The following is a 15,595-nucleotide window of genomic DNA, read 5'->3' as shown; positions in this document are numbered from 1 at the left end:
CACCAGGGTGGGTGCGGGTTTTGATGGATACCTGGCAGTTCTACTTACACGCCGGTCCGTCCCGCACCTGTTGGTTGGGTAATAAGTACGAGGACAAGAAGCGAGGCGACCGCGGCCGCACCGGAACCGGTGGGCGGGAAGGAATCGCGAATGGGCGTGTGGCGCTGCAACATGTGATCGAGAAAACCACAGCGGTTTTGCCGCTGTCAACCGTGTTTCGACATTTTCCAACGGTTTCGGCTGAATCCAGCGCACAGCCCCGCCACGTAACGATGGTTGCGCGTGAAAGCGTTCTGGTGAACGCCAGTTCAAGTTTTGAAGCGGGGTTTCTGCGCGGATCGGAGTGTCGTGGATGGACCTGTGCATGACCATTGTCGGATGTGCGCACTGGGCTCCAGCCGCCACCATCAAGCGCTTGCCACCCTTCCAGGAATCCATTCCGTGTCCCGACCCCTTGTCCGTGCCGTACTGGCCACCGCGCTGCTGTGCGCCCTGCCGATGCTGTCTTCTGCTGCCGACCGGGTCACCGGGCATGGCTTCGCCACCCGCTCGGAGGTGATCGCGCCGCACGCGATGGCGGCGACCTCGCAGCCGCTGGCCACCCAGATCGCGCTGGATGTGATGAAGGGCGGCGGCTCGGCGGTGGATGCGGCCATCGCCGCCAACGCCGCGCTGGGCTTGATGGAGCCCACCGGCAACGGCGTGGGCGGAGACCTGTTCGCGATCGTGTGGGACCCGAAGACGCAGAAGCTGTACGGCTACAACGGATCGGGCCGCTCGCCGAAGTCGCTGACCCTGGCCGAGTTCCAGCGCCGGGGGCTGAAGGACATCCCGGCCACGGGCCCGTTGCCGGTGTCGGTGCCGGGCGCGGTGGATGGGTGGTTCGCGCTGCACGACCGCTTCGGGCGCAAGCCGATGGCCGACAACCTGGCGCCGGCGATCCGCTACGCACGCGAGGGCCATCCGGTGGCCGAAGTGATCGCCTACTACTGGGACCGTTCGGTGCCCAAGCTGTCGCAATACCCGGGCTTCAAGGAGCAGTTCACGATCAACGGCCACGCGCCGCGCAAGGGTGAACTGTGGAAGAACCCGAACCTGGCCAGTACCCTGGAGCAGATCGCGCAGGGCGGACGCGATGCGTTCTACAAGGGCGACATCGCGCGCACGATCGGGACGTACTTCAAGGCCAATGGCGGTTACCTGAGCTACGACGACATGGCCAGCCACCATGGCGAATGGGTAGATCCGGTCAGCAGCAACTACCGTGGCTACGACGTGTGGGAGCTGCCGCCGAACAGCCAGGGCATCGCGGCGCTGCAGATCCTCAACGTGCTGGAGGGTTACGATTTCTCGAAGATTCCGTTCGGCTCGCCGGAACATGTGCACCTGTTCGTGGAAGCCAAGAAACTGGCCTTCGCCGACCGTGCGCGTTTCTACACCGACCCGGCGTTCCAGCCGGCGCCGGTGGCCAAACTGGTGTCGAAGGAATACGCGGCCGAGCGCCGCAAGCTGATTTCAATGGACAAGGCGCTGCGTGAGGTGCAACCGGGCACGCCGAAGCAGCTGGAAGAGGGCGACACGATCTACATGACGGTGGCCGATGCAGACGGGATGATGGTGTCGCTGATCCAGTCCAACTACCGCGGCATGGGCAGTGGCATGGCGCCGCCGGGACTGGGCTTCATCCTGCAGGATCGCGGCGAGATGTTCGTGCTGCGCAAGGACCACCCCAATGGCTACGCGCCGGGCAAGCGCCCATTCCAGACCATCATTCCCGGCTTCGTGACCAAGGACGGCAAGCCGTGGATGAGTTTCGGGGTGATGGGCGGCGCAATGCAGCCACAGGGCCATGCGCAGATCGTGATGAACCTGGTGGACTTCGGCATGAACCTGCAGGAGGCGGGCGATGCGCCGCGCATCCAGCATGAAGGTTCGACCGAACCGACCGGCCAGGCCACCGCGATGAGCGACGGCGGCGAAGTGAACCTGGAAACCGGCTACCCGTACGAAACGGTGCGCGCACTGATGCGCAAAGGCCACCGCGTGGTCTTCGCCGATGGTCCGTACGGCGGATACCAGGCGATCATGCGCGATCCGGAAACCGGGGTGTACTACGGCGCTTCTGAAAGCCGCAAGGACGGCCAGGCGGCGGGGTACTGACCGACCGGCGATGACCGGCGTGGCGCGTGCGTCATGCCGGCGTCCGGCCGTGCCGGTAGGGTCGGTCGCAAGACGACTGCCAATGGTGGTGATCGGCGCTTTGACGCATGGAACCGGATCGAGATCGTCGTTGGCAGCACCCAAAGCCTCTTTGTCTGGGTTCCATGCGTCAAAGAATCGATCGCCATTACCGGCAGTCGTCTTGCGACCGACGCTACCAACTTTCCTGTCCGCCTCACGACCATGTATGGGGGCTGCCCGCCGGCCGCCCTTGCACTTAGCAATTGAAACGCTGCTTTCAAGCGCTCGGCAACAATCAAGACTCCGCGCGCGACGCCTCATCCCGCGTCTCTTCCTGCGCGGCAATCTCGCGTTCGATCCACGCATCCATCATCTGCCGTGCGCGCTTGGCCCGCCGGTGCTGCAGCTGGTACTCCAGGTCCAGCACGCGATACAGCGAGTAAATTACCGCCAGCATCAGCAGCGCGAACGGCAGTGCAGCGATCGTGATCATGCCCTGCAGCGCATCCAGTCCGCCGGCCAGCAACAGCGCGGCCGCGATCAGCGCGATCGCAACCCCCCAGGTGATCTTGCGCGAAAGGGGCGGGTCGCCGGCCTGGTCGGTAGACATGGTGGCCAGCACCAGCACCGCCGAATCGGCCGAGGTCACGAAGAAGATGATCAACAGCACCAGCGCGATCACCGACAGCACCATCGGCATCGGCATGCTGTCGAACAGCGTGAACAACACGGTTTCGTAACCGTTGCCCAGCGCCTGCACCAGGTCCACGTGGCCGAAGATCTGCTGCCACAGTGCCGTGCCGCCGAACACCGAGAACCACAGGAAGCCCAGGATGCTCGGCGCGATCACCACTCCCAGCACGAACTCGCGGATGCTGCGCCCGCGCGACACGCGCGCGATGAACGAGCCCACGAACGGCGCCCACGCGATCCACCAGGCCCAGTAGAAGATCGTCCAGTCCGCCACCCATGTGCTGCCCGAGAATGGCGACATGCGCAGGCTCATGGTCACCAACTGGTTGAGGTAGGAACCCACGGTGGTGGTGAAGGTGTCGAAGATGAAACCGGTCGGCCCCAGCACCAGCACCAGCGCCAGCAGCAGTGCGGCCAGGCCCAGGTTGAAGTTGGACAACCACTTGATGCCACGGTTCACGCCGCTGGTGGTGGAGGCCATGTACAGCACGAAGGCCACCACGATGACGGTCAGCTGCAGCCCCGCCGAATCGCGGATGCCGAACACCCGTTCCAGCCCGGCCGCGATCTGGATGGTGCCAAAGCCCAGCGTGGTCGCAACACCGATCGCCGTGGCGACCACGGCGGCGACATCCACCAACGTCCCGATCCAGCCGCGATGGTGACGCCCGATGAGCGGCTGCAGCAGGTCGCTGATCTGCCCGCGCCCATTGCGGTTGTACTGGAACCAGGCCATCGCCAGCCCGATCAGCGCGTAGATCGCCCAAGGATGCAGGCCCCAGTGGAAGAATACATAACGCATCGACGCGCGCGCCGCTTCCATGCTCTGCGGGGCGAGCCCTTCCGGCGGTTTGACGAAATGCGAGACCGGCTCCGCCGCGCCCCAGAACACCAGGCCGATGCCCATGCCGGCGGCGAACAGCATTGACATCCAGCTGGCATTGGAGAAGTCCGGCTCGGCGTCCTCGCCGCCGATGCGCAGCGACCCCAGCCTGCCGAACGCCAGGTACAATAGGAACGACAGCGTAATGAACACCACCAGCAGGTACAGCCAGCCGGCGCTGCGGACGATGTGCGCCAGGCCGGTCTGGACCACGGCGTTGAACGGCGCCGGCGCGATGCCGGCGACCAGCACCAGCAGCAGGACCAGTGTGATCGATATGCGGAACACCATGTCGGCGTGTCTCCGTACGCAACAGGAGTGTCGCTGGGCAGGAGTCTAGCCAAGCCCGCATGACCGCCCTGTTCACGTTCGCGATGCAGCATGTCCAACGCCACGCCAGTGTGGTCTAATCCGCCCCGAAGCGGGGGTACCGCGGCCCTGGGGCCACGGTTGAGACAGTCCCATCGAACCTGATCCGGTTGATACCGGCGTAGGGAAGCTTCGCAACAGCAGATGCAGCGCGCCAACCGGTCCATGCAGACCCGAGCCGCGCCGCGCAACTGCCGTGCGCCGCCGCTTCGTCCCCGTTCCGCACACCCCGTGCGGGCGTGAACCCAGGACGATGCCACGATGAACGCACACCCTTCCGCCCTGCAGCAGCAGGCCCAGGAACTCTCCGCCTCGGTCACCCGACCGATTCCCGGCTCGCGCAAGATCCACGTGCCCGGCTCGCGCAGCGACCTGCAGGTGCCGATGCGCGAGATCGCGCTGACCCGCACTCCGACGCTGTTCGGCGGCGAAGAGAACGCACCGGTGACGGTGTATGACACTTCCGGCCCGTATACCGATCCCGATGTCCGCATCGACCTCGCCACCGGCCTGCCGCCGCTGCGTGCCGGCTGGGTGGCCGAGCGCGGCGACACCGAATGGCTGCCGCACCTGAGCTCGGCGTTCGGCCGGTCACGCGAGAACGACGCACGGCTGGATGCGGTGCGCTTCCCCTCGCGCCTGCAGCCACGCCGCGCGCTGGCGGGTGCCAACGTCACCCAGATGCACTATGCCCGGCGCGGCATCATCACCCCTGAAATGGAGTTCGTGGCGATCCGCGAAAACCAGCGCCTGGCGGCGATCCGCGACAAGGCGTTGCTGATGCAGCACCCGGGCCAGTCGTTCGGTGCCTCCATCCAGGCCGCGATCACCCCGGAGTTCGTGCGCGAGGAAATCGCGCGCGGACGTGCGGTGCTGCCCAACAACATCAATCACCCCGAAAGCGAGCCGATGATCATCGGCCGCAACTTCCTGACCAAGATCAACGCCAACATCGGCAACAGCGCGGTGTCCTCCGGCATCGCCGAGGAAGTGGAGAAGCTGGTGTGGGCGATCCGCTGGGGCGGCGACACGGTAATGGACCTGTCCACCGGCAAGCACATCCATGAAACCCGCGAATGGATCCTGCGCAATTCGCCGGTGGCGATCGGCACGGTGCCGATCTACCAGGCACTGGAAAAAGTCGATGGCCGCGCCGAAGACCTGAGCTGGGAAATCTTCCGCGACACGCTCATCGAGCAGGCCGAGCAGGGCGTGGACTACTTCACCATCCATGCCGGCGTGCTGCTGCGCCACGTGCCGCTCACCGCGCGCCGGGTCACCGGCATCGTCTCGCGCGGCGGTTCGATCATGGCCAAGTGGTGCCTGGCCCATCACCGAGAGAACTTCCTCTACACGCACTTCGAGGATATCTGCGAGATCATGAAGGCCTATGACGTGACCTTCTCGCTGGGCGACGGCCTGCGCCCCGGCTGTATCGCCGATGCCAACGACGCCGCGCAGTTCGGCGAACTCGAAGCGTTGGGCGAACTGACCAAGGTCGCCTGGAAGCACGACGTGCAGACCATGATCGAAGGCCCCGGCCACGTGCCGATGCAGCTGATCAAGGAGAACATGGACAAGCAGCTGCGCGAATGCGGCGAGGCGCCGTTCTATACGCTGGGGCCGCTCACCACCGACATCGCGCCGGGCTACGACCACATCACCAGTGCAATCGGCGCGGCCATGATCGGCTGGTACGGCGCCGCCATGCTCTGCTACGTGACGCCCAAGGAACACCTGGGCCTGCCCAACCGCCAGGACGTGCGTGACGGCATCATGGCCTACCGCATCGCCGCCCACGCCGCCGACCTGGCCAAGGGCCACCCGGGCGCGCAGGTGCGCGACAACGCGCTGAGCAAGGCGCGCTTCGAGTTCCGCTGGGAAGACCAGTTCCACCTGGGCCTGGATCCGGAAAAGGCCCGTGACTTCCACGACGAGACCCTGCCCAAGGACGCGCACAAGCTGGCCCACTTCTGTTCTATGTGCGGGCCGCACTTCTGTTCGATGAAGATCACCCAGGACGTGCGCGACTACGCGGCCGGGCAGGGCCTGGACGAGCAGGAGGCGCTGGCGGCGGGCATGGCCGAGAAGTCGACAGCGTTCCGCGCGCAGGGAGCCCAGGTGTACCGGCAGGAATAAGCAGGGGGGGCAGCATGGCCATCATGCAGCCTCGGCACCGCAGCCGGTAAGCTCCCGCCAACGACACAGGGGCAGGGGCTCGGACGATGGCGATAGCACGCACCACCAAATGGCTGGCCATCGCCCGCCGTCATCCCTCGGCGTGGCTGCTGGGCGTGCAGCTGCTGGGCGTGCTGCTGTACCCGGCGATGGACGAGGCCGGCGCCAGCCGCGCCCTGTTCGGGGCATTCGGCATTGCCGTGCTTGGCCTCGCGCTGTGGGTGGTGCGGCGCAGCCCGCTGGGGACGTGGGTGGCGCTGCTGCTGGCCATCCCCGCAGTGGTGTTCTCCATCAGCGGCGCGCTGCTGGGGCGGCCGGCCCTGGCCACCACGGCCCAGTTGCTGGAGTGCCTGCTGTACTTCTACACCGCCGGCAGCCTGATCGCCTACATGCTGCAGGACCACAAGGTCACCCGCGACGAACTGTTCGCCGCGGGCGCCACCTTCACCCTGCTGGCCTGGGCGTTCGCTTTCGCGTTCGCGGTCTGCCAACAGTGGTACCCGGGCAGTTTCGTGGCCACCAGCGAGAGCGAACTGCGCACGTGGATGGAGCTGCTTTATCTGAGCTTCAGTTTGTTGTCCGGGGTCGGCTTGAGCGACGTGGTGCCGGTGCACCCGCAGGCTCGGGCGCTGGTGATGCTGGAACAGTTCGCAGGCGTGATGTACGTAGCGTTGGTGGTGTCGCGACTGGTCGGATTGACCATGATCCGCAACGCGCGAAACTGAATCATCGATAAAAAAATGCTGAATCGCGCATAAAAAATTCGCGCCAGAAGGCGCGAATATTGACGCAATTTATATGGATTCGTCGGCGAGAGAGGCCTGGTGTCCTCTGCGCGCACAGGCGCAGTTAACCGGCATAGGCTAATATTCGCGCGCTTCAGTGTTTTTGCCCTTTGCGCTGATGACGTGTGCGGAATCTGGCGGTTCGTTCGATCTGTGGTTGATTCGATGAATGCTGCGTTCCTGTTGTTCAGTTGTATTACGTAGCGCCGGAATGATCAGCCTGGATAGTGAGACACCCGCTGCCGACCGCCTCCGGATCGGTGAATGCACCATCACGCTGTCATCGCGTGAGGTGGTGGTGGAGGGCGCGCGTCGTCCGCGCCGGCTCACGCCCAAGGCATTGGGTGTGCTCAAGGTGCTCGTGCGCGTACCGGGTGCGGTGGTGACCCGTGACGAACTGTTCGCCGAGGTCTGGCCGGACACGTTGCCCACCAACGACGTACTGACCCAGGCCATCACCCAGCTGCGCAAGGCGTTCTCGCGCGATGATGACGCGGGCACCGCCTATATCGAAACCATTGCCAAGACCGGATACCGGCTGCTGCAGCCTGTCTCGGTGCTGGTGGAATCCGGCGCGGACGTCGATGCAGCACCCAACGATGATGAACGTGATGCGCTTTCCGCCGTGTTCGCGGCGGCAACGCCGGTACCGCGCCCGCGCAGCCGCTGGCGGCGTAATCGGCGCTACGTGTTGCTGGCCATCGGCCTGGGCATGTTCATTGCCCTGATGGTGATGGCCGCGCTGCTGCTGCAGCGCCCGCCGCGCGGGGCCGAAGGCAGTGGTGTGCTGGACGATGGCAGCCGCGTGGTCGGCAGCCCACAGCGTCCCTATCGTCTGATCACCGCCACGGCCGGCTTCGAGACCTACCCGACCGTATCGCCGGATGGCTCGCAGGTGGCCTATGAGGCCGATGACGCCGCCGGTGGCGGCAGCGCAATCAAGGTGCAGACCTCCGGCAACGCGCCGGCGCGCCTGCTGACCGACAGGCCTGCGGGACATTCAGACCGCTTCCCGAACTGGTCGCCGAACGGCCGCGATATCGCGTTTGCACGGTTCGGCCCGGCGGGCAGCTGCGAGGTGCTGATCGCCAGCGCAACGGGCGGGGCGATCCGCCACGTCACGCGCTGCGACGGCACCGAACTGCTCAGCTTCGACTGGACGCCCAATGGGCGTGGCCTGGTGTTTGGCTCGCTGTCCGGCCGCCATGCCCATCGCGGCATCCGCGTGCTCGACCTCGCCAACGGCAGCTGGACCCCGATCGATTACCCGATGGCAGACGACAGCTTCGACTACGCGCCGCGCTTTTCGCCGGACGGCCGCTGGATCGTGTTCGTGCGCAACCCGCAGATCGGTGACCTGTGGCGGTTGCCCGCCGCTGGCGGCCAACCCGAACAGCTCACCAACGATTCGGCCGAGATCCGTGGCTGGGCGTGGCGCGGCGACAGCCGGCACATCGTGTTCGGGCGGCGCGTGGACAGCGAAGCCCGCCTGTACGAACTGGATACCGAAACGCGCACGCTGCGCGACGTGGGCCTTGACGATGCGCAGTCGCCGGCGTTGTCGCGCAACAACAACACGCTGGCCTTCGTGCACCGCAAAGCGCAGTTCGGGTTGTTCCGCGTTCCGGTGAAGGACGGGCGCCCCGGTACGCCCGAACGCCTGTTCCCCTCCAACGGCCGCGATGGCCAACCGATGCTGGCGCCGGATGGCCAGCAGCTGGTGTTCACGTCCGATCGTTCCGGCAACTACGGCCTGTGGTGGGCCGATCTGACGCGCCCCGACTCGCTGCGCCCGGTAGAAGGCCTGCGCCCGGAGACCCGGCAGTCCGCCGATTGGTCGCCAGACAGTACGCGCCTGCTGGTGTCGGGGCGTGACGCGCAGGCGCGGCCGGTGATCTACGAAGTATCGCCGCGCGATGAACAGATCGTGGCGCTTCCGGTTCCCGTGGCGCAGCCGCTGCAGGCGTTGTATGCCGGTGACAGCGACCACGTGCTGGTGGTGGAGCGCGATCACGACGAGCGCATGCGTCTATCGTTGTTCGACCGCCGCAGCACGCCCTGGAAGCTGCTGGGCCACGTCGATGGGGTGTCCCAGGCACGGTTGGACCCGGCCCACCAGCGCGTATTGTTTACCCGCCTGGCGGCAGGCGGGCTGTGGTCGGCCGATCTGCAACTGGACCCGGCCAGCATCCAGCAGGTCAGCGAGGACCGTCCGTCGCGCTGGCGCTATCGCACCTGGGCCGTGGGCCGCGATGGCAGCCTGGATTACCTGTCCAGCCGCGCCGATTGCTCCACCGTGTTCGCCCGGATCAACCGCCCCTCGCAGGGCGCGGAGTACTGCCTGGACACCGACCGGCTCAGCGCCGGCAACGGCTTCAGTGCGCAACCCGACGGTAGCGCCCTGTACCTGGCCCTGGCGGTCGTCGATGGCGCCGACATCGGGGTGATGACATTGCCCGAACCGCCGCGCGCGGTGTTCTCGTCGGTGCCCAACCTGTTGTTCTGGAAAGGAAAGTAGTCGTCGTACTTCTTTCGTGATGGCGTCGTGACGAATTCGGATCAATCTCGTCGAATCGTCCTGATGCAGACCGCCTGATTTGGCAAAACGGGTGCCCCGTAACGGCAAACCCCGGTGTACGTCATGCGTCAGCTTTCCCTCGCCGATCGCGGCCAATCGCTCTCCCTGGACAAGATCGTCGACGACGGTCTGCTGCCGACCTGCCTGGGCGTGGCCCGGCTGGGCAGCCTGCAGACCGCGGGCACCACCTTCACCGTGTGGATGCAATTGCGCGGCAGCGCGTGGGTGGAATCAAAGGAAGGCCGCTTCCGCCTGCGCCAGCGCGAGTGGATCGCATTCGAGAAGGAATCCAGGCCGATGATCCAGGCGGGGCGCGATGGCCTGTGCATCGGCCTGAGCCTGGCACCCGAGGCCCTGCGCGCGCTGGGCGAGCTGGCCGACTGCAGCCTGTACGCCGGGCGCGGCAGCATGACGCGCGGCGAAGTGCGCGTGGCGCTGCGCCTGTGGCGCGATGCGCTGGCCAGCGGCCCGCCCGCCCAGGCCCTGCGCCCGGTGTTGCTGCACCTGGCGTCGATGCAGCGTGGCATGGCCACCGGCGTGCAGCGTTGCCCGGGCCGTTCGCGCATCCGCAAGCGCCAGGTGTTCGGCCGCATGCAGCGCGCGCGCCTGTACCTGGAAGGCAACAGCCACCGGGTGGTGCGCATCGGCGAACTGGCCGAGCTGACCAACTTCTCCAGCTGGTACCTGTCCAAGACCTTCCAGAGTCTCTACGAAGAGAGCCCGCAGTCGCTGTCGGCGCGCCTGCGCCTGGAGCGCGCGGCGGACCTGTTGCGCGACACCGACATGATGATCGGCGAAGTGGCTGCAGCCAGCGGCTTCGACAACTGCTGCAGCTTCGCGCGTGCGTTCCGCGCCCGTTATGGCCAGTCGGCGTCGGGCTATCGGCAGACCGGCGGATCGCTTTCGCCAAAGTCGGCAAAGAGTACGGTTGCATCGCGCAAATAATTAACGGTAACGCAATCGTAACTTTCCGAGGCGGTTTAACACGCTACTAACGTACCTTGGAGAGATTGATGAATTTTCGTACTCCCGCAGTGCGGCTGGGTCTTCTGCCTGCCGGCATTGCGCTGGCGCTCGTGCCGAGCTTCGCTTCGGCACAGGAAGCAGCCTCCGGCACCACTGACCTCGATCGCATCTCGGTCACCGGCTCGCGTATTCGCGGCGCCAACATGGAGACCCAGCAGCCGATCCTGACGATGACCCGCGAATCCCTGGAAAAGCAGGGCTTCTCGAGCGTCGCCGACGTGCTGAACAACCTGACCTCGGCCGGTTCGCCGGCCATCTCGCGTTCGGATTCGCTGTCCTCGGGCGAAGACGTGGGCGGTTCCTACGTCGACATCCGCAACCTGGGCGCACAGCGCACCCTGGTCCTGATGAACGGCAAGCGCCTGGGCGCCACCACCTCGGGCCTGCAGGACCTGAGCCAGATCCCGATGTCGGCCGTTGAGCGCATCGAGATCCTGAAGGACGGCGCATCGTCCATCTACGGTTCCGACGCCATTGCCGGCGTGGTCAACGTGATCACCCGCAAGAACTTCGACGGCGGCGAAGCCAACGTCTACTTCGGCCAGTACGACCAGGGCGACGGCCAGAACGAGCAGTACTCCATGACCCTGGGTGCTACCGGTGAGCGTGGCAGCCTGACCCTGTCGGCCGAATACGCCAAGCAGGATCCGGTGTGGGCCAAGGACCGCTGGTACAGCCGCGATGGCGGCAAGGGTCCGAACTCCACCACCGCCGACTGGAGCGCCGTCAGCCAGAATGGCAGCTGGTGCAACCCGCTGCAGGTCGACTGCACCGACACCGACGCAGCAGTGTGGAAGACGCTGAACCCCGGTGGCAACCCGAACGACCCGAACGACTACCACCAGCTCACCGGTGCCGAGTTCGCCAACTCCAACGAGCAGATGAGCGTGCTGACTGGCGTTGAGCGCAAGTCGCTGTACGTCAACGGTACCTACGACTTCACCGACACCATCAGCCTGAACACCGATGTGCTCTACAACGAGCGCAACACGTTCCAGCAGATCGCCGGTTACCCGTACCAGTCGACCTCGTTCGAAACCCCGCTTGCCGCCGACAGCGCCTTCAACCCGGTTGGCCAGAGCGTCGACTTCCGTCGCCGCCTGTGGGAAGTGCCGCGCACCACCGACAGCCAGCTGAAGACCCTGCGCTTCGCCCCGACCGTCAGCGGCTACTTCGAGCTGGCCGGCAAGTCCTTCGATTGGGACGTCGGCGCGCTGTGGAACCGCAATGAGTCGATCAAGACCCAGCGCGGCGACATGAGCCTGATCGGTTCCGAGCAGGCCCTGGGTTCGTCCTTCATCAACGCGCAGGGCGTGGCACAGTGCGGTACCGCTGCCAAGCCGGTCGCGCTCGGCGACTGCCGTCCGTGGAACCCGCTGCTGCCGTACGGCGTGGCAGGCCAGGGTTCGCTGGCGGATCCGGAGCTGCAGGACTTCCTGTTCCCGACCTACACCACCCGTGGTGTGACCAAGACCACCAGCTTCACCGCCAACCTGTCCGGTTCCATCGTGAGCCTGCCGGCCGGCGACCTCGGCTTCGCCGTGGGCGTGGAGCACCGCAAGGAAGAAGGCAGCTACGTGCCGGACGCCTTCGCGCAGTCGGGCATGTCCACCGGCCTGGGCCAGAAGCCGACCCAGGGTGAGTACGATCTGAACGAGGTCTACCTCGAACTGAACGTGCCGATCCTGGCCGACATGGCCTACGCCAAGGAACTGACCCTGAACGTTGCCAGCCGTTATTCGGACTACAGCAACTTCGGTGGCACCACCAACAGCAAGTTCGGCATCACCTGGCGTCCGATGGACGAGCTGCTGGTCCGCGGCACCTACGCCGAGGGCTTCCGCGCTCCGACCATCGCCGACCTGTATGGCGGCCTGAGCTCCAGCTTCGAGCGTTACATCGATCCGTGCGGCACCACCGCACCGGGCAGCGTCGCCGGCAACGGCCCGTGCTCGGCCGCAGGTGTTCCGGCTGACTACGTACAGCTGGGCCAGGCCGGTGAAGTATGCGGCACCCTGCCGTGCCAGTCGGGCGACCAGTTCGTCTCGGGTGCCAACCCGAACCTCTCGCCGGAAACCTCCAAGAGCAAGACCGTCGGTCTGGTCTGGAGCCCGCGCTGGGTGCAGGGTCTGGACGTCTCGCTGGATTGGTACCGTTACGAGATCAAGGACATGATCATCGCTGACAGCGTTGATCGCATCCTGCGTGACTGCTACGTGCTGGGTGACTCGTCGCGTTGCGACGGCATCGTCCGCGCCGCCGACGGCCACATCAGCGCGCTGACCTACGGCACTGCCAACCTGGGCAGCATGGAAACCGAAGGTTACGATCTGGGCATCAAGTACCGCCTGCCGGAACTGGGCATCGGTCAGTTCAACATCGACTGGCAGACCAGCTACCTGGCCAAGTACGACGAGTCGGCACAGAACGCTGCAGGCAACGACATCATGATCGGCCTCGTGGCGCAGGATGCCCTGTTCCGCGTGCGTTCGAACCTGAACGTCAACTGGGCGCTGGGTGACTTCGGTGTCAACTACACCGCGCGTTACTACTCGGGCATGAACGAAGACTGCATCTCCATCGGCTGCACCGATCCGGACCGTTACGCCAACGGCGAAGCGGCTCCGCTGCGCAAGACCGGCTCCAACACCTTCCATGACCTGCAGGTCAGCTGGAAGGCACCGTGGGATGCCACCATCGCCCTGGGCGCGAACAACGTGTTCGACCACAAGGGCCCGCTGATGTACTCGGCACCGAATTCGAGCTTCGCCTACTACGGTGGCTTCGATATCGGTCGCATGCTGTACATGAAGTACACCCAGCGCTTCTGATCCATCGGAACGCTGGTGCGATAAGAGAAGGGCGGGCCGCAAGGCCCGCCCTTCTTCTTTGCCCTTCGGGCAAAGAAAAAAAGCCGACCTTGCAGGTCGGCTTTTTCGGTAGCGCCGGCCGTTGGCCGGCTTTTGACTTTCCGTAAAAAGGAATCAGGCGTCAGCCGCAGCCAACCCCATCAAACCATTGGCGTGGTCGCGCCACTGCGGCAGCTTGGCCAGCACGCCTGCACGCTGCAGGTATTCCTCGTCCACCGGGTCGCCGTTGACCAGCGCCAGCGCCACGTGCACCGCGCCCGTCACCCAGAAGCTGCGCGTGTTCGAACGCTGCGGCTGCAGGTGGAACGCAACCGCTTCGATGATCGGCATCGGCAGGCCCCACAGGCCCAGCAGGTAGGCACCGGCTTCGCTGTGGCCCGGGCGCGGGTCGGCATCGTTGGCCGGCTCGCTGCGTTCGTTGCGCACGCCCGGCAGCAGCAGGCCGATATCGGCCAGCAGCGCGGCGGTCGCGCCCAGTTCGGCGCTCGATTCCGGCAGCAGCTTGGCGGCCAGCCGCGACGCCATCAGCGCACGTTGCTGCAACGCGTTGCGCTCGGCACCGGACAACGCCGACGCCGAAAACACTTCGCTGGCCAGCACCAGGTCGCGCAGCGTGGCCAGGCCCAGCCGCGTCACCGCGCTGCGCAGGTCGGAAATGGTCCGGCCGCTGTTGAAGAAGGCCGAATTGGACAACTGCAGCACCTTGGCTGCAATCGCCGGGTCGGCCGAAACCAGCTTGGCCACGTCGGCCGTGTCGGTGTCGTCGTCGTGCTCCAGCGCCTGGGTCAGGCTCAGGTACAGGTGCGGCGGCGAGGGCAGCTTCTCGATGCGGCCAATGGCGCTGCGCAGGCGCTCGCTGTCGAGCAGTTCGCGCAGCTCTTCGAGGCTGGTCAGCGCTTCCAGCAGCACTTCGGGGGCCAGCGGCAACGGCAGGAAACGGTGGGCCACGCCGATCAGGCGGGCCGGCGGCGGCCGGTTGCCCTGCGGCGCTTCGACCAGCGCGATGCGGATCGTCTCCGGGCGCAGCGTCCGGATCTGGCCCAGCAGCGTGGTCGCGGTCAGATCGGGCAGGGTGGGGCAGGCAATGACCGCATCGACCGGCGAAGCCGCCACGATGCTCATGGCCGTCTGGCCATCGGCGGCCGTCAACGGCTGCCACTCTTCCCCAAGATCGGCAATGAATTCCAACAGCTCAGCCGACAGGCTGGCTTCGTCCCCAACTAGCAGAATACGCACGACACAGTCCCCTGGGTGACCACGGTGGAATGCACCGTGGACGGTGTAGAAGTCGCAATGTACCCAATTCGGCCCAAACAGTGATGGGCCTCATTGTAAAAACGTGATGGCCATCGCTCCGCCGCTGGGCGCCGGAGCGGTGGTCATTCAGCCTCAGCTGTTGCTGGACAGGTAGCGCTGGTGCGCTTCCACCAGGATCTGCTTGGCTTCAGCGGCGCCGCCCCAGCCGTCGAGCTTGACCCACTTGCCCTTCTCCAGGTCCTTGTAGTGCTCGAAGAAGTGGCCGATGCGCTCCAGCCAGTGCTTGGACACCTGTTCGATGTCTTCCACGTGCGCGTAGCCGCTGAACACCTTGGAGATCGGCACGGCCAGGATCTTCTCGTCGCCGCCTGCCTCGTCGCTCATCTTCAGCACGCCCACCGGACGGCAGCGCACCACCGAGCCCGGCACCAGCGGCAGCGGCAGCACGACCAGCACGTCGGCCGGATCGCCGTCGCCGCACAGGGTGCTCGGCACGTAGCCGTAGTTGCACGGGTAGCGCATCGGGGTGGAAAGGATGCGGTCGACGAAGATCGCGCCGGTTTCCTTGTCCACTTCGTACTTGACCGGCTCCGAGTCCTTCGGGATCTCGATGATGACGTTGATTTCTTCCGGCGGGTTCTTGCCGGGCGAGACGAGTTCCAGACCCATGGTGTGCTCCGAGAGGGGGGATGGCGCGATAAGACCTCCCATTTTATGCCTTTGCCGGCCAACGTGCAGGGTGGGGGGTATCCGACCGGCCGCAGTGGAGATCACC

At 65.6% G+C, this 15,595-nt stretch carries 10 protein-coding genes and 1 riboswitch; of the genes, 7 read left to right on the top strand and 3 right to left on the bottom strand.

What is annotated here, in order from left to right; genetic code table 11:
• Positions 1 to 23 precede the first annotated feature (23 nt).
• Together J7J08_RS04390 and ggt are read left to right on the top strand one after the other, a co-directional pair.
• Positions 24 to 368 (top strand): hypothetical protein, encoded by a 345-nt coding sequence (locus J7J08_RS04390; RefSeq protein WP_214901853.1) that lies wholly within the window; start codon positions 24 to 26, stop codon positions 366 to 368.
• 130 nt (positions 369 to 498) lie between these two features.
• On the top strand, positions 499 to 2,160 hold the full coding sequence (gene ggt, locus J7J08_RS04385) for a gamma-glutamyltransferase (RefSeq protein ID WP_251006435.1): 1,662 nt from the start codon (positions 499 to 501) through the stop codon (positions 2,158 to 2,160).
• Between the two features lie 316 nt (positions 2,161 to 2,476).
• Here ggt and J7J08_RS04380 read toward each other — a convergent pair whose 3' ends face one another.
• A complete protein-coding gene (locus J7J08_RS04380; RefSeq protein WP_214901849.1) occupies positions 2,477 to 4,048 on the bottom strand; it encodes a BCCT family transporter in 1,572 nt (523 codons plus the stop codon).
• A gap of 122 nt (positions 4,049 to 4,170) precedes the next feature.
• Positions 4,171 to 4,272: riboswitch (TPP riboswitch) on the top strand.
• Between the two features lie 115 nt (positions 4,273 to 4,387).
• Between J7J08_RS04380 and thiC the strand changes: the two genes are divergently transcribed.
• The 5 genes from thiC to J7J08_RS04355 all read left to right on the top strand — a co-directional run bounded on the left by thiC (position 4,388) and on the right by J7J08_RS04355 (position 13,524).
• Positions 4,388 to 6,265: a phosphomethylpyrimidine synthase ThiC gene (gene thiC, locus J7J08_RS04375; RefSeq protein ID WP_214901846.1), complete on the top strand. Its 1,878-nt coding sequence runs from the start codon at positions 4,388 to 4,390 to the stop codon at positions 6,263 to 6,265.
• Positions 6,266 to 6,351: 86 nt separating this feature from the next.
• Positions 6,352 to 7,029 carry an ion channel gene (locus J7J08_RS04370; RefSeq protein WP_214901842.1) on the top strand — a complete coding sequence of 226 codons (678 nt, stop codon included), beginning with the start codon at positions 6,352 to 6,354 and terminating at the stop codon, positions 7,027 to 7,029.
• 271 nt (positions 7,030 to 7,300) lie between these two features.
• Complete coding sequence (locus J7J08_RS04365; RefSeq protein ID WP_214901840.1) at positions 7,301 to 9,607, top strand: winged helix-turn-helix domain-containing protein; 2,307 nt, start codon at positions 7,301 to 7,303, stop codon at positions 9,605 to 9,607.
• 123 nt (positions 9,608 to 9,730) lie between these two features.
• Positions 9,731 to 10,612 carry a helix-turn-helix transcriptional regulator gene (locus tag J7J08_RS04360; RefSeq protein WP_214901838.1) on the top strand — a complete coding sequence of 294 codons (882 nt, stop codon included), beginning with the start codon at positions 9,731 to 9,733 and terminating at the stop codon, positions 10,610 to 10,612.
• Between the two features lie 68 nt (positions 10,613 to 10,680).
• Positions 10,681 to 13,524, top strand: coding sequence for a TonB-dependent receptor (locus tag J7J08_RS04355; protein WP_214901836.1), 2,844 nt, complete (start codon positions 10,681 to 10,683; stop codon positions 13,522 to 13,524).
• Between the two features lie 153 nt (positions 13,525 to 13,677).
• Here J7J08_RS04355 and J7J08_RS04350 read toward each other — a convergent pair whose 3' ends face one another.
• Positions 13,678 to 14,799 carry an HDOD domain-containing protein gene (locus J7J08_RS04350; protein ID WP_214901834.1) on the bottom strand — a complete coding sequence of 374 codons (1,122 nt, stop codon included), beginning with the start codon at positions 14,797 to 14,799 and terminating at the stop codon, positions 13,678 to 13,680.
• A 153-nt stretch (positions 14,800 to 14,952) separates the two neighbouring features.
• Positions 14,953 to 15,489, bottom strand: coding sequence for an inorganic diphosphatase (gene ppa, locus J7J08_RS04345; protein ID WP_068853925.1), 537 nt, complete (start codon positions 15,487 to 15,489; stop codon positions 14,953 to 14,955).
• Positions 15,490 to 15,595 lie beyond the last annotated feature (106 nt).

The organism is Stenotrophomonas sp. ISL-67, from assembly GCF_018612915.1.
GTDB lineage: Bacteria > Pseudomonadota > Gammaproteobacteria > Xanthomonadales > Xanthomonadaceae > Stenotrophomonas.
The sequence above is the reverse complement of the archived record's forward strand: the minus strand, read 5'-3'. Positions and strand labels throughout refer to the sequence as shown.

What these genes read in the sequence shown, in the direction of transcription:
- J7J08_RS04390 (WP_214901853.1), top strand. Translation starts at nt 24, where the DNA reads ATGGATACCTGGCAGTTCTACTTACACGCCGGTCCGTCCCGCACCTGT.
- ggt (WP_251006435.1), top strand. Translation starts at nt 499, where the DNA reads ATGCTGTCTTCTGCTGCCGACCGGGTCACCGGGCATGGCTTCGCCACC.
- J7J08_RS04380 (WP_214901849.1), bottom strand. Translation starts at nt 4,048, where the DNA reads ATGGTGTTCCGCATATCGATCACACTGGTCCTGCTGCTGGTGCTGGTC.
- thiC (WP_214901846.1), top strand. Translation starts at nt 4,388, where the DNA reads ATGAACGCACACCCTTCCGCCCTGCAGCAGCAGGCCCAGGAACTCTCC.
- J7J08_RS04370 (WP_214901842.1), top strand. Translation starts at nt 6,352, where the DNA reads ATGGCGATAGCACGCACCACCAAATGGCTGGCCATCGCCCGCCGTCAT.
- J7J08_RS04365 (WP_214901840.1), top strand. Translation starts at nt 7,301, where the DNA reads ATGATCAGCCTGGATAGTGAGACACCCGCTGCCGACCGCCTCCGGATC.
- J7J08_RS04360 (WP_214901838.1), top strand. Translation starts at nt 9,731, where the DNA reads ATGCGTCAGCTTTCCCTCGCCGATCGCGGCCAATCGCTCTCCCTGGAC.
- J7J08_RS04355 (WP_214901836.1), top strand. Translation starts at nt 10,681, where the DNA reads ATGAATTTTCGTACTCCCGCAGTGCGGCTGGGTCTTCTGCCTGCCGGC.
- ppa (WP_068853925.1), bottom strand. Translation starts at nt 15,489, where the DNA reads ATGGGTCTGGAACTCGTCTCGCCCGGCAAGAACCCGCCGGAAGAAATC.